This window comes from Paramicrobacterium humi, from assembly GCF_900105715.1.
In the GTDB taxonomy this organism is placed as follows: Bacteria; Actinomycetota; Actinomycetes; order Actinomycetales; family Microbacteriaceae; genus Paramicrobacterium; species Paramicrobacterium humi.
The window spans coordinates 186,943-209,117 of the sequence record NZ_FNRY01000002.1 but is presented as its reverse complement, the minus strand read 5'-3'; the positions used below and the strand labels follow the sequence as shown (position 1 = coordinate 209,117).

At 68.2% G+C, this 22,175-nt stretch carries 23 protein-coding genes and 1 pseudogene; 4 read left to right on the top strand and 20 right to left on the bottom strand.

Annotated features, from left to right (window positions below):
- Positions 1-79: 79 nt before the first annotated feature.
- From rimM to rpsP, 3 genes are read right to left on the bottom strand one after another with little or no spacing between them, the layout of a single operon-like run.
- Positions 80-673, bottom strand: coding sequence for a ribosome maturation factor RimM (rimM, locus tag BLV49_RS16165; protein ID WP_091187845.1), 594 nt, complete (start codon positions 671-673; stop codon positions 80-82).
- A 1-nt stretch (position 674) separates the two neighbouring features.
- Complete coding sequence (locus tag BLV49_RS16160) at positions 675-911, bottom strand: RNA-binding protein (protein WP_091187842.1); 237 nt, start codon at positions 909-911, stop codon at positions 675-677.
- Between the two features lie 2 nt (positions 912-913).
- Positions 914-1,324, bottom strand: a complete 411-nt coding sequence (gene rpsP / locus BLV49_RS16155) for a 30S ribosomal protein S16 (RefSeq protein ID WP_091187840.1) — start codon at positions 1,322-1,324, stop codon at positions 914-916.
- Positions 1,325-1,570: 246 nt separating this feature from the next.
- Between rpsP and BLV49_RS16150 the strand changes: the two genes are divergently transcribed.
- A complete protein-coding gene (locus BLV49_RS16150) occupies positions 1,571-2,710 on the top strand; it encodes a glutamate--cysteine ligase (RefSeq protein WP_091187837.1) in 1,140 nt (379 codons plus the stop codon).
- Here BLV49_RS16150 and BLV49_RS16145 read toward each other — a convergent pair.
- Positions 2,707-3,408 carry a hypothetical protein gene (locus tag BLV49_RS16145; RefSeq protein WP_091187835.1) on the bottom strand — a complete coding sequence of 234 codons (702 nt, stop codon included), beginning with the start codon at positions 3,406-3,408 and terminating at the stop codon, positions 2,707-2,709. The genes BLV49_RS16150 and BLV49_RS16145 overlap by 4 nt on opposite strands.
- Positions 3,409-3,613: 205 nt before the next feature.
- On the opposite strand from BLV49_RS16145, the gene BLV49_RS16140 reads away from it, so the two are divergent.
- Positions 3,614-4,789 (top strand): sensor histidine kinase, encoded by a 1,176-nt coding sequence (locus BLV49_RS16140; protein ID WP_143034077.1) that lies wholly within the window; start codon positions 3,614-3,616, stop codon positions 4,787-4,789.
- Entirely contained in the window at positions 4,786-5,466 is a 681-nt protein-coding gene (locus BLV49_RS16135; protein WP_091187831.1) for a response regulator, read from the top strand. Before BLV49_RS16140 ends, BLV49_RS16135 begins: the two co-directional genes overlap by 4 nt.
- Here the strand turns inward: BLV49_RS16135 and ffh are convergent.
- From ffh to smc, 4 genes are all read right to left on the bottom strand, one after another.
- Positions 5,463-7,022, bottom strand: coding sequence for a signal recognition particle protein (gene ffh / locus BLV49_RS16130; protein ID WP_091187829.1), 1,560 nt, complete (start codon positions 7,020-7,022; stop codon positions 5,463-5,465). The genes BLV49_RS16135 and ffh overlap by 4 nt on opposite strands.
- A gap of 92 nt (positions 7,023-7,114) precedes the next feature.
- Entirely contained in the window at positions 7,115-7,615 is a 501-nt protein-coding gene (locus BLV49_RS16125) for a DUF2004 domain-containing protein (RefSeq protein ID WP_091187825.1), read from the bottom strand.
- Positions 7,615-8,493, bottom strand: a complete 879-nt coding sequence (ftsY, locus tag BLV49_RS16120; RefSeq protein WP_091187822.1) for a signal recognition particle-docking protein FtsY — start codon at positions 8,491-8,493, stop codon at positions 7,615-7,617. Before ftsY ends, BLV49_RS16125 begins: the two co-directional genes overlap by 1 nt.
- Positions 8,494-8,520: 27 nt before the next feature.
- On the bottom strand, positions 8,521-12,150 hold the full coding sequence (smc, locus tag BLV49_RS16115; RefSeq protein ID WP_091187820.1) for a chromosome segregation protein SMC: 3,630 nt from the start codon (positions 12,148-12,150) through the stop codon (positions 8,521-8,523).
- Between the two features lie 123 nt (positions 12,151-12,273).
- Here smc and BLV49_RS17490 point away from each other — a divergent pair.
- Positions 12,274-12,645: pseudogene (locus BLV49_RS17490) on the top strand (GNAT family N-acetyltransferase); the annotation flags it as partial.
- Between the two features lie 691 nt (positions 12,646-13,336).
- Here the strand turns inward: BLV49_RS17490 and BLV49_RS17485 are convergent.
- The 12 genes from BLV49_RS17485 to coaD all read right to left on the bottom strand — a co-directional run bounded on the left by BLV49_RS17485 (position 13,337) and on the right by coaD (position 22,167).
- Positions 13,337-13,399, bottom strand: coding sequence for a hypothetical protein (locus BLV49_RS17485; protein WP_434061476.1), 63 nt, complete (start codon positions 13,397-13,399; stop codon positions 13,337-13,339).
- 110 nt (positions 13,400-13,509) lie between these two features.
- Positions 13,510-13,800 carry a type II toxin-antitoxin system RelE/ParE family toxin gene (locus BLV49_RS16100; RefSeq protein WP_091187811.1) on the bottom strand — a complete coding sequence of 97 codons (291 nt, stop codon included), beginning with the start codon at positions 13,798-13,800 and terminating at the stop codon, positions 13,510-13,512.
- Complete coding sequence (locus tag BLV49_RS16095; RefSeq protein WP_091187809.1) at positions 13,797-14,030, bottom strand: type II toxin-antitoxin system ParD family antitoxin; 234 nt, start codon at positions 14,028-14,030, stop codon at positions 13,797-13,799. Before BLV49_RS16095 ends, BLV49_RS16100 begins: the two co-directional genes overlap by 4 nt.
- Positions 14,031-14,178: 148 nt before the next feature.
- Entirely contained in the window at positions 14,179-14,697 is a 519-nt protein-coding gene (locus tag BLV49_RS16090) for a DUF2798 domain-containing protein (protein WP_091187807.1), read from the bottom strand.
- A gap of 136 nt (positions 14,698-14,833) precedes the next feature.
- Complete coding sequence (mutM, locus tag BLV49_RS16085) at positions 14,834-15,730, bottom strand: bifunctional DNA-formamidopyrimidine glycosylase/DNA-(apurinic or apyrimidinic site) lyase (RefSeq protein ID WP_091187805.1); 897 nt, start codon at positions 15,728-15,730, stop codon at positions 14,834-14,836.
- Positions 15,714-16,439: a ribonuclease III gene (rnc, locus tag BLV49_RS16080; RefSeq protein WP_434061475.1), complete on the bottom strand. Its 726-nt coding sequence runs from the start codon at positions 16,437-16,439 to the stop codon at positions 15,714-15,716. Before rnc ends, mutM begins: the two co-directional genes overlap by 17 nt.
- A 1-nt stretch (position 16,440) precedes the next feature.
- Positions 16,441-16,644 (bottom strand): 50S ribosomal protein L32, encoded by a 204-nt coding sequence (gene rpmF, locus BLV49_RS16075; protein WP_091187803.1) that lies wholly within the window; start codon positions 16,642-16,644, stop codon positions 16,441-16,443.
- A 3-nt stretch (positions 16,645-16,647) separates the two neighbouring features.
- The gene (locus BLV49_RS16070; protein WP_091188064.1) at positions 16,648-17,142 is read right to left on the bottom strand and encodes a YceD family protein; all 495 of its coding nucleotides are present in this window, start codon (positions 17,140-17,142) and stop codon (positions 16,648-16,650) included.
- A 77-nt stretch (positions 17,143-17,219) separates the two neighbouring features.
- On the bottom strand, positions 17,220-19,475 hold the full coding sequence (locus tag BLV49_RS16065) for a transglutaminase TgpA family protein (RefSeq protein ID WP_091187801.1): 2,256 nt from the start codon (positions 19,473-19,475) through the stop codon (positions 17,220-17,222).
- Positions 19,462-20,667 (bottom strand): DUF58 domain-containing protein, encoded by a 1,206-nt coding sequence (locus tag BLV49_RS16060; protein ID WP_176980909.1) that lies wholly within the window; start codon positions 20,665-20,667, stop codon positions 19,462-19,464. The genes BLV49_RS16065 and BLV49_RS16060 overlap by 14 nt, the downstream gene beginning before the upstream one ends.
- A gap of 4 nt (positions 20,668-20,671) precedes the next feature.
- A complete protein-coding gene (locus tag BLV49_RS16055; RefSeq protein WP_091187796.1) occupies positions 20,672-21,688 on the bottom strand; it encodes an AAA family ATPase in 1,017 nt (338 codons plus the stop codon).
- On the bottom strand, positions 21,685-22,167 hold the full coding sequence (gene coaD, locus BLV49_RS16050) for a pantetheine-phosphate adenylyltransferase (RefSeq protein ID WP_091187794.1): 483 nt from the start codon (positions 22,165-22,167) through the stop codon (positions 21,685-21,687). The genes BLV49_RS16055 and coaD overlap by 4 nt, the downstream gene beginning before the upstream one ends.
- Between the last annotated feature and the right edge of the window lie 8 nt (positions 22,168-22,175).

Sequence of the window (22,175 nt, the reverse complement as noted above, 5' to 3'; positions counted from 1 at the left end):
GCCGTGTCCTGTCGCCGACAACGACGAAGCCCCGTGAGCTTCCGCAGTTGCGGGAGGTCACGGGGCTTCGGTGAGTCGGTTACTCGGTGTCGGATGCCGCGGGCGGCGGCTCTGCGTCGGCTTCGCCCGGCAGGTCCTCGAACAGCCCGCCAGGCGGTGTCACCGTCAGCGTGCCCGCCGCGATGTCGACCGTGGGGACGATCGCGCCGACGAACGGCACCATGACCTCCCCGTTGGGGGTGTCGACGATGAGCAGGTCCTGCGCCGGCAGGTGATCGACGCGAGCGACGGTGCCCACTTGGGTGCCGTCTCGCAGCACGCGGAGGCCGACGAGCTGGTGGTCGTACCAGGCGTCGTCCTCCTCGGGTTGCGCGTCTTCGCTCTGCTCGACCCAGAGGATCGCCTTGACGAGAGACTCCGCGGCTGTGCGGTCGGCGACGGATTCGAAGAACGCCACAGGCGCTCCGTTGTACCAGCGCAGCTCGCTGAGCGTGATGCTTTTGCCGTGCCACGGCGATGAATCGGGAACCTGAAGGCTGAACTGCGCCCCGGGAACGAAGCGGTGCTCCGGGTCATCGGTGTACAGCTCGACTTTGACGGCGCCCTTGAGGCCGTGGGCCTTCGTCAGACGACCGACGCGCAGCCGCGTGGGCTGGGGCTTCGAGTCCGACACGTCAGGCGTCGGTGTCGACGACGTCGACGCGAACGCGCTTGCCGTCGGCGAGCGCGCCGATGACGGTGCGAAGGGCCTTCGCGGTGCGGCCGGAGCGACCGATGACGCGGCCGAGGTCCTCGGGGTTCACACGAACCTCGAGGACCTCTCCGCGAGCGGTGTCCTTTGCCACGACGTTCACGTCGTCAGGGTTGTTGACGATTCCCTTGACGAGATGTTCGAGTGCGGGAGCGAGCAAGACTAGGCCTGCTCCTCAGCCGCGGCCTCGGGCTGCTCGTCGGCGGGCTTCTCAGCCGGCTTCTCCGACTTCGGCTTGAGCACGGGCTTCTTCTTCTCGTCGGCGACGAACGCGGCCTTCGGCTCCGCCGTCTTGACGATAGAAACAGCGTCCTTGTCGCCCTTGAACTTGCCCCAGTCGCCCGTGAGCTTGAGGATGGCGGCAACCTGCTCGGTGGGCTGCGCGCCCACGGACAGCCAGTACTGTGCGCGCTCGGAGTCGACCTCGATGAACGAGGGCTCCTCCGTCGGGTGGTACTTGCCGATCTCTTCGATGACACGACCGTCGCGCTTCGTGCGCGAGTCCGCGACGACGATGCGGTAGTACGGCGCGCGGATCTTGCCGAGGCGCTTCAAACGGATCTTGACAGCCACAATTCTCCTGAATTTGTCTGGTGATTGATGCTCAGCGCCGACAGGTGGGGTAACACAGACCGGCACGAAAACTGGTGGATGGCTGTGATCGCTGGATAGAGGGTCGAGCGGCCACAGCTTCAGCTGTCTATTCTGCCAGAATCGAAGCCGGCGCGCTAATCTGCCGCGCAGGCCGCACGACCCGGTGCGCAGCGGCCCGGTGGCGTGTGAGGATGGTGCCCCGTCCTCGAGCAGAAATGGCAGGCGATGTCGATCGAATTCGCGAAGTCCGAACGCTCATCCGTCGGCATCGAATGGGAACTGGCGCTCGTCGACCAGGCGTCGGGCGATCTCGTGAACGCCGCGACGGAGATTCTCGACGAGCTCTCCGCAGAAGGCGAGTCGGAGCACCCGCAGATCGTCAGCGAGCTCCTGCAGAACACCGTCGAGCTTGTCAGCTCCGTGCACCGCAGCGTTCCCGACGCGGTCGCGGAGCTCACCGCGCTCGTCGACATGGTGCGGCGCGTGACCGAGCCGCGAGGAATCGAGCCTGTCGCCGCGGGCTCTCACCCGTTCGCGCAGTGGTTCGACCAGCCGGTCACGAACAAGGAGCGCTACCACAAGCTCATCGAGCGCACCCGCTGGTGGGGACGCAACATGCTCATCTGGGGCGTCCACGTGCACGTCGGCGTCGACAGCGTCGACAAGGCGATGCCCATCGTCGGTGGAATGCTGGCCTACTATCCGCACCTGCTCGCGCTCTCGGCGTCGAGCCCGTTCTGGGCCGGCGTCGACACCGGCTACGCCTCGAACCGCTCGCTCATGTTCCAGCAGCTTCCGACCGCCGGGCTTCCGTACGAGCAGCTGCGGACGTGGCAGGACTACGAGCGCTATGTGGCGGACGAAGTCACGACCGGCATCGTCGAGGATCACACGGAAGTGCGGTGGGATGTGCGTCCTTCCCCGACGTGGGGAACCGTCGAGGTCCGATTCTGCGACTGCACATCCTCCCCGGCAGAGCTCGCGGCTGTCGCCGCACTGATTCACTGTCTCGTGGATGACCTCTCGCAACGGCTCGACGACGGTGAGACGATAGTCCCGCTCCAGCCATGGTTCGTGCGCGAGAACAAGTGGCGCGCCGCGCGGTACGGCCTCGAGGCCACGGTCATCGTCGATCGCGCGGGAACGCAGCGGCCCGTCGTCGAGGACATCCGCGACGAGGTCGCGCGATTGGCGCCCGTCGCGGAAAGACTCGGCTGCGCGGCGGAGCTCCGGTCCGTTCTCGAGATCCTCGAAACGGGTGCGAGCTACCAGCGCCAGCGCGAGGTCGCAGCCGCGGCTGGCGGCGACCTCGCACCGGTGGTCTCCCATCTCGCGCGTGAGCTGCGCACGGGCCCCGCGCGTTAGGACATCGCCGCCGCGCCCGCCTTGCTCACGCCGAGCGCGGCCGGCTGCGGCCTGAGAATGGCGACCGCCATCGGCGCCCAGACGAGCACGAGCGAGACGAGTTGCACGATGCCCGCGACCGGGCCGCCGAAGAACGAGGCGCCCGCCGTCACGAGCGCCGCGACCGGAACCCACACCGGGACGGCGCCCGCGATCCGTAGGCCGATCGTGAGGATCACGGGGCCGAGCGAGAACGCCACGAGGAAGACCACAAGCAGGAGATTTCCGAGGGCGTCGCCGTCTCCGGCTGTCGAGAGCGCCTCACGTGCGTCATCGTTCACGCCGCTTGCGGCGACCGCACTGGAGAAGCCGAAGTACAGGGCGAGGTGTCCGATTCCCGCGGCGAGGCCCGCGCCGGTGATCGTCCCGCCGATGAGGGCCAGAACGCCGCCGCGATTCGGGGCGAGGCGGATGGCAGAGGGGATGCCGCCGATCCAGCACAGCGTGCCGCAGACCGAGAGGAGGGCCACGAGAAGCCATGCCGCAGGGAACTGCTCGGCCGCGTCGACGGCGGTCGGCCGTGGACCGGCGGGCTGCAGCATCCACTGCAGGATTGACGTGATGATGAGGCTCGTCGTTCCTACCGCGATGGCGATGACCGCGAGAATCTTCTCGGCTCGGCTTCGTGCTGGAGAGAGCGCTACAGGTGTCGCGTGCATGGGATGTCCTTCGTTCGTCGGGGCGCACCCGTTGTGCGCCTCCTTTCGAGGGTTGCCGAGCTCACACGTCGCCGGCGTCGCCGTGAGAGCGGAATCTTCGCTGCACGGTGCTGATTCCGCCGAGGCGGTTGTCCGCCACGCGGCGTCGACCGTGTCGCCCGTACGGAGGATTCCGCGCGTGAGGCGGCAGCAATAGAGTGTGCTCATGCGCGGCGCGATGCGGTGGACGCGCAGGCTGGTCTGGGGTTTTCCGCTCATCGACCTCCTGCTCGCGGCCGCGCTCTGCATCATCGCCGTCGTAAGCGTCGCAACCGGCAATCCGAACGAGGGTCCCGCATGGCTGACGGTGCCCGTCGCCTTCGTGATGACGGGGGCTGTCGCCTGGCGCGCGCGCAACGGCGCTCTCGCGGCCGCGCTTGTGGCAGTCGCCGGTCTCGCGCAGACGGCGCTGTCCGTCTCTCCGGGCTCCCTCTGGTCGCTCGTCGTGTACGCGATTGTGATGTACTCGGTCGCGGCGACATACCGCGAAGGACGAGCAGCGGCGTTAGGCGCGGGCCTCGTCGCCGTGCTGCTCATTCAGGAGCGCATCGACAATGGCGTCGACTACCTGTTCATCCTCCTGATGTTCGGCGGCATCTGGCTGCTCGGCCGAGCGAGCCAGAACTGGCGCGGACGTGTCACGGCGGCCGAGCAGCGTCAGCGCGCGGCAGCGCGGCTCGCGGTCGCCGAGGAGCGAGTGCGCCTCGCGCGAGAGCTGCACGACATCGTCGCCCACAGTCTGAGCGTGATCGCCGTGCAGTCGGACGCCGCTCAGGCAGCGCTGGAACGGGAGCCGCGACTCGCCGCTCAGCCCGTCGCCGCCATCGGCGCGACGGCTCGCGGCGCCCTAGGTGAGATCCGCCAGATGCTCGATCTCCTGCGCGCCGACGACGATGATCGGCCGGCCACCGACTCGCCCGGCATCTCGGCCATCGGCGGTCTCGTCGAGGCAGCGCGCTCGGCCGGGGTTCGCGTCCGGTACACGGCGAGCATCACTGACGCTCCACTCTCCCCCGCTGTCGACCTCACGGCGTATCGCACGGTGCAGGAGGGCCTGACGAACATCATCACGCACGGGGCTCGCGCCCCGGCCACGGTGACCGTCGAGCAGTCGGCTTCTCGGTTGAGCATCCGCGTCGAGAACGAGGCGTCCGGCCCGCCTCGGGAGCCTCGCACGACTCATTCGAACCCGCCGGGAGTGGAGCGGACGGGGCTCGGGCTCGTCGGAATGCGAGAGCGCGTCACCGCCCTCGGCGGTTCGCTGAACGCGGGGCCGACGGCGGACGGCGGCTTCGCTCTCAACGTGGAGATCCCGCTCGACCCCCGAAGGGAGCGCGCATGACGACAGTGGTGATCGCGGACGATCAGGAGCTCGTGCGCACGGGCTTTCGTCTCATCCTCGACCTCGAGCCCGATCTGAGCGTCGTCGGCGAGGCGGCGGACGGCGCCGCGTGCGTGGAACTCGTGGCGCGGACGCATCCCGACGTCGTGCTCATGGACGTGCGGATGCCGAGCGTCGACGGACTCGAGGCGACGCGGCGTCTGCAGGCGGCGAACTCGCCGGCGCGCATTCTCGTTCTCACGACGTTCGATCTCGACAAGTACGTCTATGAGGCGCTTCGCGCCGGCGCGAGCGGCTTCCTGCTGAAGGACGCCCCGCGCGAGCAGCTCATCGCCGCGATCCGCACCGTGGTCTCGGGCAACGCTCCGCTCGCCCCCTCGGTCACACGACGGCTCATCGAACGTTTCGTTCGAACTCCGGCGCCGGACGCCGACCTCGTCGCCCGCTTGGAATCGCTCAGCGCGCGTGAGCGCGAGGTGCTGCGGCTGCTGTCCACGGGCCTCTCGAACGCCGAGATCGCTTCGCGGCTCTTCGTCGGCGACGCGACAGTGAAGACGCACGTCGCGCGACTGCTCACGAAGCTGGGCGCGCGAGATCGCGTGCAAGCCATCGTGCTCGCCTACGAATCCGGTTTCGTCCGCCCGGGTCGAGCGTCGGAGACGCGCGACGAAGCCTAACGGCCGAGGAACTTCTGCAGCGCTGCGAGCTCTTCCTCGCTCGGCGGCGCGCTGCCGGCTGCCGTGCCGAGGCCGAACCCTCCTCCTGCAGGCGTGGAGGGAGCTGCAGCGCTGACCCCCGCGTTCTCGGCCGCGCGCTTGGCGGGGTTGCCGGAGCGAGAGCCGGCCTTCTTCTTGCCCTTCTTGGCCTTGCGCGCTCCGCCGCCGTGCCCGCCGGGCACCGGTCCCATGCCGGGTACCTGCGGGACGCCGCCCTTCGCCACGGTCTTCATCATCTTCGCCGCCTGCTCGAACCGCTGGACGAGCTGGTTGACGTCGGTGACGGTCATGCCGGAGCCGCGCGCGATGCGCAGGCGTCGCGAGCCGTTGAGCAGCTTCGGGTTCGTGCGCTCGGCCTTCGTCATCGACTGGATGATCGCCTCCGTGCGGACGATCTCGCGCTCGTCGAAGTTGTCGAGCTGGTCGCGCATCTGCCCCATGCCGGGCAGCATCCCCATCATCTTCTTGATGGAGCCCATATTGCGCAGCTGCTGCATCTGCTTGAGGAAGTCGTCGAGCGTGAACGTGTCGGTCGCGAACTTCTCGGCGACCTTACGCGCTTCCTCCTCGTCGAAGGCCTCCTGCGCCTGCTCGATGAGGGTGAGGATGTCACCGAGGTCGAGGATGCGGCTGGCCATGCGGTCCGGGTGGAACGGCTCGAACTCGTCGAGGGTCTCACCGGTCGACGCGAAGATGATCGGGCGGCCCGTGACGGATGCCACGGAGAGCGCAGCGCCGCCGCGGGCGTCGCCGTCGAGCTTCGAGAGCACGACTCCCGTGAAGTCCACACCCTCCTGGAACGCCTTCGCGGTCGCGACGGCGTCTTGACCGATCATGGCGTCGATGACGAAGAGGACTTCGTCGGGATCGACCGCCTTGCGGATGTTCGCGGCCTGCTTCATGAGCTCGGCGTCCACGCCGAGGCGACCGGCGGTGTCGATGATGACGGTGTCGTATTGCTTGTCGCGCGCGAACTTTATCGAGTCCTTCGCGACGCGCACGGGATCGCCGACGCCGTTGCCGGGTTCGGGCGCGAACAGGGTGGCGCCGGCCTGCTCGGCGACGACGCCGAGCTGGGTGACGGCGTTCGGGCGCTGCAGGTCGGCGGCGACGAGGAGCGGGGTGTGGCCGTCTTTCGTGAGCCACTTCGCGAGCTTGCCGGCGAGCGTGGTCTTTCCTGCGCCCTGCAGGCCGGCGAGCATGATCACGGTCGGCGGCGTCTTCGCGAACTCGAGGCGGCGCTGCTGTCCGCCGAGGATGCCGACGAGCTCGTCGTTGACGATCTTGACGACCTGCTGAGCGGGGTTGAGAGCCTTGTTCACCTCGTCGCCGAGAGCGCGCTCGCGCACGCGGCCCGTGAACTCCTTGACGACGTCGAAGGCGACGTCGGCGTCGATGAGGGCGCGACGGATCTCCCGTACCGTGCCGTCGACATCCGACGCCGACAGGGTCCCCTTCTTGCGCAGGTTCTTGAAGGTCTCTGAGAGACGGTCTGAGAGATTTCCGAAAGTAGCCATTTGGACATCGATTTTAGACGGTTCCCGCTGAGGATTCCGACTGCGGCTCGCAGCTTCGCGCCCGCAAGCGACGGCGCAGCGGCTATTGACGCTCAGCTGAGCAGTTCGATACCCACCGATTCGCCGCGCTGGCTCAAGTGCACGAGCAGCGAGAGCTCGGTCTCATCGGGAGCGAGAGCGTACTCGAGCGTTGCGAACGCCTCCCCCTCGCCGGCCTGGTGCGGGTGAAGCGCGACGCGGAGCAGTTCGAGCGAGCGCAGCACGTCGATCGCCCGATCTCCCGAATCGCGCGAGATGTACTCCTCCACGTCGGAACCGAGCACGTCATCGAGCTCGAGGAGGTAGGCGGCCACGTCGGAGGAGGCCGTGCTGATCTCACCGATCATGGCCTCGCGAGCGCGCACGTCGATGTCTTCGAGCGCGCCGATGAAGGCCTGAGCGGCCTCGAGCGCGTCATCCGTGACCTGGGCGCCGCCGGGAGCCGAGAGAGAGACGTCGACCTCCTGGTCGCCGGCCTCGACCGATTCCGACCAGTACAGTCCGCCGGCGGCATCCGACTCGATCACGCCGAAATAGTCGTGTTCGATGCCCATCAGGCCCCCACGAGCTTCTCGGCGAAGACGTGCGGCGTGAATCCGGTGAGATCGCCGATCCCCTCGCCCTGTCCGACAAGCTTGATCGGCAGTCCCGTGCGCTCCTGCACGGCGAGCACGAAGCCGCCCTTCGCCGAGCCGTCGAGCTTCGTCAGCACGAGGCCGGTCACCCCCGCGTGCTCGATGAACGCGTTCGCCTGCTGCACCCCGTTCTGCCCCGTCGTCGCGTCGAGCACGAGGAGGACTTCGGCGATGGGCGCCTGCTTCTCGACGACGCGCTTGATCTTCGACAGCTCGTCCATGAGTCCGCCCTTTGTGTGCAGGCGGCCGGCGGTGTCGATGATGACGATCTCGGTGCCCGTCCTCTGCGCGTACTCGACGGTCTGATAGGCGACGGATGCCGGGTCCTGACCCGGGTGCTGGGGGCGCACGATCGCGGCCCCGGCGCGCTCGGCCCACGTGGCGAGCTGGTCGACGGCTGCCGCTCGGAACGTGTCGGCCGCGCCGACGACGACGGTGCGTCCGAAGTTGCCGATGAACTTCGCGAACTTCCCGATCGTCGTGGTCTTGCCGACCCCGTTCACGCCGACGACGAGAACGACGGCCGGCCGCTCGCTGAGCTTGAGCGTCGTGTCGAAGTTGCTCAGCCGCTCCTCGATCGTCTCTCTCAGCATCCGCTTGAGATCCCGCGGGTCGGTCGTGTGGTAGCGGTCGACCTTCGCGTGGAGCTCCTCGATTATCGCTTCGGCGACGTCAGCGCCGAAGTCCGCCGTGATGAGCGCGTATTCGAGGTCGTCCCACGTCGACTCGTCGATCGTCGGACGCTGGAACATGCCGCGGAGGGCGCCGGACAGCGACCAGGAACTGCGTTCTGCCATGGTCCCAGCGTAGCGATGCGCGGCGGACTACGCGCTCACGCGCTCGTCTTCGGCGGCGACGCGCTGCCCGACGACGGCGGAGACGCCGTCCTGACGCATCGATACGCCGTAGAGGGCGTCGGCGATCTCCATCGTGCGCTTCTGGTGCGTGATGACGATCAGCTGGGAGTTCTCGCGCAGCGTCTCGAAGATCGTGAGCAGCCGGCCGAGATTCGCGTCGTCGAGCGCGGCCTCCACCTCGTCCATGATGTAGAACGGGCTGGGACGGGCCTTGAAGATCGCGATGAGCAGCGCGACGGCCGCGAGCGAGCGTTCGCCGCCGGACAGCAGCGAGAGCCGTTCGATCTTCTTCCCGGCGGGACGCACCGCGACGTCGATGCCGGTCGTGAGCATGTCGTCGGGGTCGGTGAGGCGGATGCTGCCGGTGCCGCCCGGGAACAGGATCGGGAACACCTCGGTGAACGCCTGCCGGGTGTCCTCGAACGCGGCCTGGAAGATGACCTGCATCTTCTCGTCGAGCTCGTCGATGATCGTGAGCAGATCCTTGCGCGTGTTCGTGAGGTCCGTCAGCTGCTCGGTGAGGAACTTGTGCCGCTGCTCGAGCGCCGCGAACTCCTCGAGAGCGAGCGGGTTGACGCGGCCGAGGCGCTGCAGCTGGCGCTCGGCCTTCTCGAGGCGGCGCTTCTGCTCGGCGCGGTCGTAGGGAACCGTCTCGAAATCGTCGGCGGGATCGGATGCCGCTCCCGTGCTCTCGTCGGCCGCCGGGCCGAGCCCGGCCTCGCCTTCGGCGTCGTCATCGGCCTCCGCCTCGGCAGGCTCCGGCAGCGCGGGAGCGTCGGCGACGTCAACCGGCACGGGCACATCGGGCCCGTACTCGGCGACGAGCACATCCTCGACAAGGCCCAGTTCGCTTCCCGCACGTTCGAGCAGGCTCGAGAGCTGCAGCTTCTTCTCGTAGATCTGCAGCTCGAGCCCGTGCACGTTGTCGGTGACGGTCTGCAGTCGTTCGCGCAGCGTCGACTCCTCCCGGCGAAGGCTCGTGAGTTCCTCGTTCTGGCTCGCCCGCTGCTCCTCGGCCTTCGCGAGAACGAGCGCGGCTTCTCTCACCGAGCGGTCGACGGACGCGAGCACCTCCGGCAGCGCTTCGGCGACGCGCGTCGCGGCGTCGAGCTGACGTCGCCGGATGACGGCGCGGCGCGCGGCCGCTTCCGCCGCCTGCCGCTCCTGCTCGCGCCGCTGCTTCAGGGCCCGGATGCGCTCCTCCTCCGCGCGAACGCGTTCACGCGCCGTCTCGACACGCAGTCGCGCCTCGATCTCGGTCTCGCTCGCCTTCTCCCGATCGGCCGCGAGCACGTCGCGTGAGGAGACGTCGAGGATGGGCCGGGGCCGGCTCTTCGCCGTCTCGAGGGCGGCTTTCGCCTTGTCGGCGGCGGCTTCCGCGTCGGCGACGGCCTCGGACGACTGCGCAAGCGAGGCGGTGAGCCGCTCGCACTCCGACGCCGCGGCTTCGTGCTGCACTTTCGCCCGGTTGAGCTGCTCCGTCGCGGCTGCGAGCTGCGCGTCGAATTCGCGCAGCGTCTGCAGCGCGAGTTGCGACTGCTCCTTCGCCGCCTTGTGCGCTTCCCTGTGCTCGGCGAGCTCGAAGCGCGCTGTCTCGATGAGGCGCTCGACCTCGGTGAGTCGCTCGGCGGCGGCATCGCGCTCGGCGAGGAGCTCGATGCGGCCCTGCTTGCCTCCGGATCCGCCGCGGAGCACGTGCTCCGAGAGCACCTCCCCATCGCGTGTGACGAGCGTGAGACCGTGGCGTGAAGCCGCGAGCGCGGGCAGGGCGGCGCGGGCCGCGTCGAGATCGTCGACGATGCCGACGTGGTCGAGGATGCCGAGCACGCCCGGCGCGGATTCGACGACGGATGCCGCTGCCGTGACGCTCGGCGCGGAGGGCGCGTCGCCGCGGGAGCCGTCGGCGAGCACGATCTCGACGCGGCCGAGGTCGTGCTCGGCCGCGTAGTCGATCGCGGCGTGTGCGGCGGCCGCGTCATCGGCGAGCACGGCGTCGGCGAGCGTGCCGAGAGCGGCGGCGATCGCCGCTTCGAAGCCCGGATGCACGTGCACGTTGTCGGCGACGATTCCGCGCAGCCCGGGCAGGCCGGCGGCCGCGAGGTCGGCGGCGCCGTCGCGGATGTCGAGGGCGCGCGAGAGGGCGCTCGTCTTCGCGGCGAGCGCGTCCCGCTCGCGTTCGTGCCCGTGCAGCAGCTCGCGCAGCCGTTCCATCTCGCCTTCGGCCTCGAACACGCGGTTCTGCGCGAGCTCGTACGCCTCGTCGAGGCCGCTCTCGCTCTCGGTGCTCTCGCTCGCGGCGTCCTCAAGCTCGGCGTGGCGCTGCCTCGCCTCGTCGCGGCGCAGCGTCGCGGCATCCAGCGCGTTCTGCTGACGCAGTCGCTCACCGCGCACGGCCGCGAGCTTCGAGGAGGCGGCCTCCGTCTGACCTGTGAGCTTCGAGATCTCGAGGTCGTGCTTCGAGACGAGCTCGCTCTGCGCCTGGATCTCGCGGTCGACAGCGTCGAGGCGCTCGCGCGCGGTGACCGTCGCCGCCTTCGCCGTGGTGAACGCGGACTCCGCCGCAGTGATCTCCCCGCGCAGCCGCTCGAGTTCCGCCGCGGCGTCGTCGAGCATCTGCGGGGTCACCGTCTGGCTCGTCTCCGTCTGTTCCGACTGCGCCTCGAGCAGGGCGATGCGCTGGCCTGTGAGCGCCTGCAGGTTGCGCAGGCGCTGCTGCGCGGACTCGAGTCCGAACGCGACACGGCGCGCATCGTCGACGGCGTCGCCGACCTGTGCCTGCTCGATGCGCCCGATGCGCAGCTGCTTCTGCTCGAGCTGCTCTTGCAGCACGATCCGCTCGGTGTGCCGCTCGCTCTCCGTCCGACCGAACGCGTCGAGCGTCGTGCGCAGCGTGACGACGTCGTCGGCGAGCAGCCGAGCGCGCGCATCGCGCACGACAGCGGCGATCGTCTGCGCCTCACGCGCGATCTCGGCCTGGCGACCGAGCGGCTTGAGCTGCCGGCGGATCTCCCCCGCGAGGTCGCTGAGCCGGGTCAGGTTCGTCTGCATGGCCTCGAGCTTGCGCACCGTCTTCTCTTTGCGACGGCGGTGCTTGAGGATGCCGGCGGCCTCCTCGATGAAGCCGCGGCGCTCCTCCGGGCTCGCGTGCAGCACCGAGTCGAGGCGCCCCTGGCCGACGATGACGTGCATCTCGCGACCGAGCCCCGAGTCGCTCAGCAGCTCCTGAACGTCGAGAAGGCGGCATCCCTCGCCGTTGATGGCGTACTCGCTGCCGCCGTTGCGGAACAGCGTGCGGCTGATCGTGACCTCGCTGTACTCGATCGGCAGCGCGCCGTCGCTGTTGTCGATCGTGAGCGTGACCTCGGCGCGGCCGAGGGGCCCGCGCGTCGATGTGCCCGCGAAGATGACGTCTTCCATCTTCCCGCCGCGGAGGTTCTTGACCCCCTGCTCCCCCATCACCCAGGCGAGCGCGTCGACGACGTTCGACTTTCCCGAGCCGTTGGGTCCGACCACGCACGTGACGCCGGGCTCGAACGCGAATGTTGTCGGCTGCGCGAACGACTTGAAGCCCTTGAGCGTGAGGCTTTTCAAATACAACGCGTCGGCCCTTCCGTGACCCGGATCTTTCAGGTCTACGGTAGCGGAGTCTGGCTCAAATCCCGGGAGCGCGCTAGGCTGGTCGGCTGCCGCGACGCGCGGAGCGGTTCGCGGGAGGACACGATGCTGACGCGCTACTCCATCGACGAGCTGGTCATTCCCGCCACGCTCGACGGTCCCGGCGGAGACGACTTCCGCGCCATGGTTCGCTTGCGGAACCTCATCGAGAGCCAGAGCGCGGGCACGACCGAGCTCGAACCGAGCGCCGAGCTGCTGCTGCAGCGGTGGAACAACCAGCAGTTCGACCCGCAGCGCATGTTCCTCGCCCGCGTGGGGCGCGAGGTCATCGGCCGCGCCCTGTACATGTGGCCGGCGGAGGCGGACGGAGCGCACATCGCCGAGCTGAGCGTCGAGGTGCACCCGGACTGGCGGTCACGCGGAATCGGCTCCGCTCTGCTGCAGACCATCGAGGGCGAGGCACGGCGAGATGGCCGACGGGTGCTCGAGTGCTGGGCCATGCACGGGCCGCCAGCCGGGTCGCTCACTCCGCCGACAGGCTTCGGCCGCGTCGACGAGAGTCGCCCTGAAGTGCGCTTCCTTCTCGCGAACGAGTACACGCTCGAGCAAGTGGAGCGCATCTCCCGGCTCGCCCTTCCCGCAAGTGGGCTCGAGGACATGCGAGCGGATGCCGCCGGTCACGCGACCGGATATCGCATCGTGCAGTGGGTCGGCGCCGTCCCCGACGAGTGGGTCGCGGATGCCGCCGCGCTGCACGAGCGCATGGCGACGGACGCGCCGAGCGCCGGAATCGACGTCGGCGAGGAGCAGTGGAGCGCTGAGCGGCTGCGCGCCTACCGCGAGCAGTATGAGAGGGCGGGCGAGCGACTCGTGAGCACGGCGGCCGTGCACGAGGCGAGCGGCAGGCTCGTCGGCTACAGCGACCTCGCCGTCCCGCTCGACACCGACCGCGCGGCGACGCAAGAGGACACGCTCGTCCTCGTCGAGCATCGCGGGCACCGACTCGGGATGCTGCTCAAGATCGCGAACCTGCTTCAGCTGGAGGAGCTGAGTCCTCGCACCGCGGCCGTCGCGACCTTCAATGCGGAGGAGAACCGCCCCATGCTCTCGGTCAACGAGGCCATCGGGTTCACGCCGATCGGCACGGAAGGCGCGTGGAAGAAGCCGCTCAGCGCCCCTTCTGGCAGCTCGGACAGCGGTGCGACGAGCGGTTCATGAACGCGGCCGGCACGATGGGCTCGCCGCAGCGCGGGCACGGCTGACCGCCGGCTGTAGGCGAAGCTGGCCGCTTCAGCAACCAGCGTTCACCGGTCCGAAGTGGTCCGAATCAGCGCTGCTCACCTACATGTGCCGCGTCGGATCCATTCGTTGATGCAGGATACGAATCACATCGATACCGTTGTCGCGTTCAACATAGAAGATCAGATGGCTGCCGATGGAGTAACGTCTGTAACCCTCACGAATCTCATCACAACCTCGTCCCCGATTCGGGCGCTCCGCAACGCGCTCGATCGCAAATCTGATTTCCGAGATGTAGGTCTCAGCCTGACGAGCGTCCCAGCGCTCCTCGGTGAAGTCCCAGATCGACGACAGGTCGCGCTGCGCAGCGGGTGTGAGTCGATACCTGCTCACGACTTCTTCGCCGCAATGAAAGCATCGAAGTCGAAGGCCTCCGGCGTGCCACTCTCTTCGCCGGCAACGAGGGCAGCTCGAAGCGCGGCCATCTGCGCCTCCTGATCCTCCAGCAGACGCAGGCCTGCGCGAACGACCTCGCTCGCGGACCGATAGCGACCCGATGAGACCTCTCGAGAGAGGAAGTCCGAGAAGTGGGCATCGAGGCTGATCGAGGTGTTCTGCGCCATGCCGCCATAATACCAAATATTGGTATCACGGGACGAGGCCGCCTATCCGCTTTGCGCCCCAAGGGAGAGCAGCAGAGGCAGGGCACGTCCACGCTCATTCACCCGCAGATGAATCACCACGAGGCACGAGTGTTGAACGATCTCGCGCTCACGCCGTGCGTACTGTACCGCCGCCTCGACGATCGACGCGGCGGTGGTGGCCCCGCATCACCAGCCGGGCGACGGGCTGCGCGAGGAGCGCCTCGATGACGAACGCGATCATGAAGTTTCGCGGCCAGTTCTCGAAGAAGTGCACCACGGGGTCCGTGGCGAAGCTCCAGGTCCCGATCCACGCCCCGACGACGGTCAGGATGATGGAGATCAGCAGGACGCTGCACAGCGTGTCCGCGAAGATGTGCGCACGGAAGCTGTCCCCCTTGCGGACCACGAGACCGGTGAGCCACATCGCGGGTTTGCGGGTCAGCATCACGACCGCGACGACGACGATCCACAGCAGCGGGAGCACCCGCAGCACCCCCAGCCACATGTCGAGAGTGAAGCCGATCGTCAGCCCCGAGATGACCACGGGGATGATGTTCACCGAGATCAGCGAGATGACGAGCACGAAGAGCAGTGACTCTCGTCCCGAGCGCGGAAGGTGGGTGCCGAACTTGTGGTGGTCGCTCATGAAATCTCGCTATGAAAATGAAAAAGCGTCCTTCCCGATGATTCGGGACGGACGCTGGATCTAACGGTTGTACGCGTTGTGAGAACCCCATTATATCGCGTGCTGCTGAGCGAGCGACGACGCGTGGGGACCGCGATCAGCGTTTTTTCTGGCACTTCGGGCAGTAGTGCGACGAGCGGTTCATGAACGCGGTCCGCGCGATCGGCTCGCCGCAGCGCGGGCACGGCTGACCGCCCCGACCGTAGGCGTTGAGGCTGTGGGCGAAGTACCCGGCCTGCCCGTTGACGTTGACATACTGCGCGTCGAAGCTCGTGCCGCCCTCGGCGAGGGCCTTCCGCAGCACGAGGCGCACTTCCTCGAGAAGCTCGGTCACGCGTGCGCGCGACAGTCGTGACGTGAGCTGCTCGTAGTGCATGCCCGCCGCCCACAAAGCCTCGTCGGCGTAGATGTTCCCGATGCCGCTCACGAGCGTCTGGTCGAGCAGCGCCCGCTTCACTCCTGTGCGACGGCGCCGCAGTCGATCGGTGAAGCCGGCGTCGTCGAAGTGGGGGTCCAGCGGGTCCCGTGCGATGTGGGCGACCTGGGACGGAATGGCCGGTGTGGCCAGGAGCGACCCGGCGTAGCCAGCCGGAGCCGCGTCTGCCGTCGGCAGCATCCTGTCGACGGCCATGGCGCCGAAGATGCGCTGGTCTGCGAAGTTGATGACGAGCTCACCGTGTTCGGGATGCTCGAGCGTGAGCCGGATGCGGGTCTGCCGGTCGGTGACGCCGGGTTCGCGCAGGAGCAGCTGCCCGCTCATGCCGAGGTGCGCCACGAGCGCGTCGCCGCTTTCGAGCGGGAACCAGAGGAATTTGCCGCGCCGAACCGCGCTGGTCAGGCAAGCGCCTGTGAGAAGGCCGGCGAAGTCGCCGCGGCCGGCGTCGTGCCGTTTGAGTGAGCGCTGGTCGAGAACCTCGACGGAGGTGATGACGGCGCCGGTGACGGCGGGTTCGAGGCCGTGGCGGACGACCTCGACCTCAGGAAGTTCGGGCATTCAGGTCGGTCCATGCGCTGAGCGCGGCGGCCATCTCGGCCTGCTTCTTGCTCGTGCCGGTTCCCGTCGCGCTCACGAGGCCCACGACCGTGACCGTCGCACTGAAACGGCGATCGTGGTCGGGCCCGGAGCTTGTGACCTCGTACACGGGGCTTTCCCCGCCGTGCGCGGCCGCCGCCTCCTGCAGGCTCGTCTTCGGGTCCATTGCCGCGCCGAAGCGCGCGCTGTCGTTCAGCAGCGGACCGACCAGGCGCAGCACGAGCGCCGTTGCGGCATCCTGCCCGTTGTCGAGGTAGACGGCGCCGAACAGCGCCTCCATCGTGTCGGCGAGGATCGATGCCTTCTGGCGCCCGCCCGTCAGCTCTTCGCCGCGGCCGAGCAGCAGGTACGGGCCGAGCGAGATGCGTTCGGCGACCTCGGCGAGGGCGACGGTCGACACGACGGCCGCGCGCATGCGCGCGAGGTCCCCTTCAGGAAGCGTCGGGTTGTCGCGGTACAGCTTGGTCGTGATCGCGAGCCCGAGCACCGAGTCGCCCAGGAATTCAAGGCGCTCGTTGTGCGGAAGCCCCCCGTGCTCGTACGCGTAGGAGCGGTGCGTCAGCGCGAGCTGGAGAAGCTCCGGATCAAGCGAAACGCCGAGGACCGCCAGCAGCGGTCCTCGGTCGATCGACGTCTCGGCCGTGTGCCGAGAATTCGGGGTGCGCGGCACCTCAGATGTCGGCTACCTTGCGGCCCTTGTACTCAAGGAACAGCTCGGTGCCGGCGGAGTCGGTGACGACCTTCGCGCGGTGCGGGAGGCTGTACGTCACCTTGCCGTTCTCGACCGTCTTCACGAGGGCAGGCGCGTCGGCCTTCCACTGCGAACGGCGAGCGCGGGTGTTGGCACGCGACATTTTCCGCTTGGGAACAGCCATGGGTTATCTCTCTTCTCTGTCTGACGCACTCGAGTCTTCGGTGCCTGGGCGTGAGGAGAACTGTGCGAGCGCATCCCACCGGGGATCCGTGATCTCGCGAGGTTCTCGTTCCGGGTGATCGGCCAGACGCTCGCCGGTCTCGGGGTCGAGTCCGGGGCAATCAGGTCGGCATACCGGCTGAAACGGCAGTGATAGAACCACTGCATCTCTGACGAGAGGTTCAAGATCCACGTGGTCATCGTGAACCTCATGCTCAGAAGCTTCCTGAGTAGGATACGCGAAAAGTTCCTGAAACTCGACTTGGACGCTCTGCGCGATGTCGGTCAGGCAGCGTCCGCACTGTCCCGTCGCCGTCGTCGAGACCTCGCCGCTTGCGAGGATCCCCTCGTGCACCGACTCGAGGCGCACGTATTCGTGAACGGGCGTGCCTTCCTTCACGGAGATGAGACCTTCGCCGAGGGTTTCCGGCAGCGGGAAGTCGTAGTCGTGCTCGCGCATCTCGCCGGGACGGCCGATGAGGTCGCGAACGCCCACCGTGTATGGAGTCTTCTTGAATGCGGTCACGGCAGAAGAGTTTACCGCTGGGCGATTGGCGACAGCTGAGTGCGAGGCCGGAGCACGGAGCGGGGCGCGAGAGAGGCCGCGAGTCGTCGTCGGGGCGATGCGCCATCGTGCAGCGCTGTGGTGACGACGTCGAGGTCATCGACGAGCGCTCCGCCGTCGACGTGTCCGGCTGAGGGACCGAACAGGTCGCGTTCGACAGCCCTCACGAGCCGTGCGAGGCTTGATCGCTGCGCACTCCCCAAGCTAGCGACGGTTGCGAGCTGATCGCCGAAGGAGCGAGGAGTCACATTCTCGGGGATGCTGTGACCGAGATCGAGGGCGGCGTCTTCGAGCTCGTTCCAGGCGAGCGCTGCTCCCGCACGCCCGGCCCGCAACAGCGCGCGACGCCGGTGGGAACGGAGGGTTCGCCCGAGCGCGGGAGCCGCGAGCAGCAGCAGGACACCTAGGACGATGATGCCCGTGCCGACGGGCGCCTCGGTCTTCGCCGCGCTCTGGGCGTCGTTGCGCGTGTCCGACTGGGGAACGCTCGCGGTCGGCGTCGGGCTCGTGTCCACGTTTGCGCGCGGCAGCTCCGATTCGATGGGGGCGGGTGCGGGCCCCTCGGGGGCCGGAGCATAGTCCGGAGCGGAACCGCGGCTCGGCGTCGGCTCGAACGCGACCCAGCCGATACCGTCGAAGTACAGTTCGGGCCACGCGTGCAGATCGTCCGACTCGACCGAGTACTGAGATGCCTGTCCGGGTGCCGTGTACATGCGATCTCCCGGCAGGAAGCCGAGCACGATGCGTGAAGGAATCCCCGCGAGCCGGGACATAACCGCCATCGTCGAGGCGAAATGCACGCAATAGCCCGACTTTCGTTCCAGGAACGTCGCGACGACGCCGAGGCTGTCGCCGTCGTAGCCCTGCTGCACCGGCGTCGAAAGGGAATAGCTGAAGTCGGTGCCGCGCAAGTAGCTCTGGATCGCGTACGCCTTGTCATAGGCTGTGTCGGCGCTTGCCGTGACTCTCTCGAGAGTGCGGGTGATGATGTCGGGCACGTCGTCGCCGAGATCGAGCTCATCGGAGAGTCTTTCGGGCGCTGCGCCCGTTGCCGCTCGGAGCTGTTCGCGAGTGGGTTCTGTCTCGAGGCTCGTGACGGTGTAGTGCTGATCGACCGTGCTCGAGGATCGGCTGCGCACGGTCATGTCGGTGCGGTCCCACAGCCAGGTGCCGTGCAGTCCGTCGATCTGCACCGTGTCACGCGGGATGGGAAGCACGCGATCGCGCATCTGGTCGATGACGATCGTCGACTGCGCCGTCGGCGTTCCCTCCTCCCTGGCACCGAGAGGACGAAGCGGCGCTCCGGGCCCGAACTCTTCCGGCTCCGCGTCCTCGTCGGAGGACACCCACGTCGTGCCGTCGAAGCTCTCGAGAGTCATCAGGCGGAAGTAGGGTCCCTTCTGCGCGGTCGTGGTGTAGCGGAACTGCTCGATTCCCCCGACCGACTGCAGGTCCTTCCCCAGGTCGATAAGCGGACTCACTCCGACCCCGATGGAGCGGGAGGACGCTGACGTGAGCAGGCTCCCACCGTAGAACCCGGGAACGGAGACCGTCAGAAGGCCGGCCCCCGTAACGGCGACCGCGCCGACCGCGACGACCCGTACGCCATCGCGCATGGTCACGCGGCGCCGGGACATGCCGTCGACCCACAGCACGAGCAGGAACGCACCGCCCGTCGCGGCGAGCGGGGCCACGGCGACGACACCGGTCATGAGCGAGGACGGCAGCGCGATGCCCAGAGCGATGACGCCGCCCACGAGAGGCATTCGGGCCGTGACGATCAGCGCGTCGAGGACGACCGCGGCGAGACAGCACCCCGCGATCAGCAGGAAGAGCATCCCCTGGTCGGGCGTCGCGGGAATGGACTGCAGGTAGATCGCGCGCCCGCCGTCGGAGGCGAAGCCGACGAAAGCGTCGATGGTCGCCGGGGTGGGGATGATCCCGGCGACCGCAGAATCGGACGCGAATCCGATGGTGACGACGACAACGGCGGCGGCGAGAGCCGCGAAGGTCGCGAGCAGCGCCGGTCCGCGGAATGCTCGCACCGCGACAGCGGCCAGAAGGACGAACGCGGCGGCGGCGATGCCGCGGAACCACCAGCCGCTTTCGCTGATGAGCGGCAGCAGCGCGGACAGTGAGGATCCGACGAGCACGAGAACGGCGATGCTGAGTACGATGAGCCGCCGGCCCTCATCGCGTTTCGTGCGTCGAGCATCACGTGGCGGCATCGGGCACCTCGCTGCTCGAGAGCGCGATGCGCTCCCACACGTCCATGGGACGGTCGGAGCCGTACACGCCTGCGACACGCCAGCCCTCGTCTGCGAGTGCGTGCTCTGCCGACGCATCCGCCGCGACGAATGCGGCGGCGGGGCGCCCGAGGGTCACCAGCGGCGACCAGGTCGCCGCATGCTCGGCCGACGTTGAGAACACGACGAGCGGGATCGGAGCCGCGACCCCGTCGAACGCGGCTCTCGTGAACTCGACAGCGTCCGCGCCGCCGGCGACGGGGCCGCAGACAGCGAGCCGGGTGAGCAAGGCAGCCAGTTCGGTCGGCATGACGCTGGTGAGACGTGATTCGCCGGGTTCCACGAGCGTTACACGGTAGCCGCGCTCGGTCATGTGCGCCGCGACCGACGCGCACAGCTCGACGACGGCTTCGACGACGAGAGCGTCGGAGCCCGGCGCAAGCATGAGCACGAGCACGGCCTCCGGGTCTCCCTGCGGCTCCTCCTGGCGCACCATGAGCTCGCCGTGACGCGCCGTCGCACGCCAATGCACGCGGCGGATCGGGTCGCCCGCTCGATATTCGCGAGCGATCAGCTCGTCGACGCGCGGCGCCGCGAGATAGTTGCGCTCCCGCAGCTTCCCGTCGCCGTCCGCGCCGGACAGACCGACGTCATGGAGGTTCGAGACCCGCGGCAATACAGTGACCTCGGCTGGGGCGCCCACCGTGCGCTCCGCTTCTGCCAGCCCGAGCGGGTCGCGTACGCGAAGGCGCAGCGGACCGAGTTCGTAGACGCCTCGTTTTCGGGGCCGCACGGTGTAGCGTATTCCGGCGCGTCGCCCTGGCGCCGCGAGCGTGACAGGGAGCAGCCCCTGCGGCTGCTCCCCCCAGCCGACGGGAACCCGCTCGCGCCACCCCACGATGCTCGTCGTGTGGGAGATCGCTCGGATGATGTCGGTGACCTCGATCTCCTCGCCCGCGGGCGTCTCGGTCGGAAAGCGCCGTTCGATCTCGACGCTCGGCCGTTGCAGCCGCACCGCGATTGCTGAGGCAATCACGACGAGCGTCAGGAAGGCTGCGACGTAGAGCCCTTCGCGCCGGTTCGCGAAGGTTGCGATCGTCAGGATGACGATGGCGCCCGCCAGCAACGTCCACCCGCGGGAGGTGAGGCGAAGGGCCCGAGCGCGCCGAGGCATCTTCTCACCGCACGTTCGGCACCGAGGTGGACTCGATGATGCTGTCGATCGCATCCGAGACCACCCCGGAATGATCTTGTCGACGAGCGAGCGCGCGCGATGTCGGGACCAGCCGATGCGCGAGTACCGGGTCCGCGAGCGCCGCGACGTGGTCGGGAAGCACGAACTCGTGTCCGTCGATCGCGGCGACCGCCTTCGACGCCGCCATGAGCTGCAGCGTCGCTCGAGGGCTCGCGCCGAGCCGGATGTCCGGGTGCTCTCGCGTCGCCCGCGCGATCTGCACGATATACGCCTTGACCGCCGGCGAGACGTACACCGCACGCGCTCCGTCGATCATCTCGACGAGTTCGCGCAAGGACACGACCGCCGAGAGACTGCTGAGCGGGTTCACGAGGTCACGCCGGTTGAGCATGGCCGTCTCGGCATCCGCATCGGGATAGCCGAGAGACAACCGTGCCGTGAAGCGGTCGCGCTGCGCCTCGGGGAGCGCATACGTGCCCTCCATCTCCACGGGATTCTGAGTGGCGAACACGGTGAACGGCCGGCCGAGCTCGTAGGTCGTGCCGTCTGCGGTGACCTGCCGCTCTTCCATGCACTCGAGCAGAGCCGACTGGGTCTTCGGCGACGCCCTGTTGATCTCGTCCCCGATCACGATATTGGCGAAGACCGGACCGGGCTTGAACTCGAAGCGGCGCTCTCCCTGATCGTAGACAGCGACTCCCGTCACATCGCTTGGCAGCAGGTCGGGAGTGAATTGGATGCGGCTGACGCTTCCTCCGACGGATGCCGCCAGCGCCCGGGCGAGCACGGTCTTACCCACGCCGGGAACATCTTCGATCAGCAGGTGGCCCTCCGCGAGAAGGACCGTGAGCGCCGTGCGCACGGCATCGTGCTTGCCGTCGATGACGGTCTCGATGTTCGCGATGATCTGCGCGGCGCGCGAGCCGAGCTCGTCGAGAGGGATCGTCCGCGTCGCGGACGGCTGCGCCTCGTCGGCGGTGACGGCTCGCATGTTGGTCATGATGACCTCAAGTACCGTCCGACGGCGGGCGGGACGTAAGGTCCGACGTCGCCGCCGAGCGCCGCGACCTGCCGCACAAGCGAGCTTGAGACGTGGGCGTGCGCGGGATTCGGGAGCATGAACACGGTTTCGACGTCGGCGAGATCACGATTGACGATCGCCATGGGAGTCTCGTAGGCGACGTCGATCTGGGAGCGGATGCCCTTGATCAGCACGGAAGCTCCGACGTCCGTGCAGTAGTCCACGAGCAGGCCGACGCTCCACGATGCGACGACGATGTTGTCGCCGAGGCCCGCGTCTCTCACGGACGACTCGAGCAGTGAGACCCGCTGGGCGATCGGCAGGAGAGCCGCCTTGTCGGGGTTGTGCACGACGACGACGTGCAGTTCGTCATAGAGTGGCGCGGCCCGCTCGATCACGTCGAGGTGGCCGAGCGTGATGGGGTCGAATGACCCGGGAACGACGGCGATCCTGCTCATGGGTCAAG